Source organism: Candidatus Halobonum tyrrellensis G22, from assembly GCF_000495475.1.
GTDB lineage: Archaea > Halobacteriota > Halobacteria > Halobacteriales > Haloferacaceae > Halobonum > Halobonum tyrrellense.
This window is the reverse complement of the sequence record NZ_ASGZ01000069.1, coordinates 1-509: the sequence shown is the minus strand read 5'-3', so window position 1 is coordinate 509 and position 509 is coordinate 1. Positions and strand designations below refer to the sequence as shown.

Genomic DNA, 509 nt, shown 5'->3' with positions numbered 1-509 from the left:
CGGACTCGGCCTCCGGTGCGGCCTCCGGAGCGCCGAGATCGTCGCGGTGACCCCGGCGGACGTGGTCGACGGCCCCGCCGGGACGATGCTCCGCGTTCGGGAGGACGCCGCGAAGGGCGACAAGTACCGCGAGACGCCCGTGCCGCCGAACCTCGCCACTACCATCCGGACCGTCGACGACGTGCGAGAGGAGCCGAGTGACGCGCCGCTCGTCGACGCCAGCACCCGGACGGTCCGCCGGTGGGTCAAGCAGTACGCCGAGCGGGCGGCCGCCGAGTACGACGACGACGGCTGGCTCGACCTCTCCGCGCACGACTTCCGGCGGACGTGGGCGACCCTGCTCGCCGGCGCCGCCGAGGTCGACCCCCTCCTCGTCTGTGAATGGGGTGGCTGGTCCGACTTGGAGACGTTCTTGGAGCACTACCGGGGAAGCTACTCGCCGGAGGTCCAGCGGGAGGCCCGCGACAGCGTCGGGTGGCTGTAACACGGAAACAGCGATACAGCGTTAC

At 71.7% G+C, this 509-nt stretch carries 1 protein-coding gene; it reads left to right on the top strand.

Translation table 11 applies throughout. From position 1 onward, the window contains the following. A partial coding sequence (locus tag K933_RS16785; protein WP_023395952.1) for a tyrosine-type recombinase/integrase occupies positions 1 to 484 on the top strand: 484 nt, incomplete at its 5' end. Positions 485 to 509: the final 25 nt, after the last annotated feature.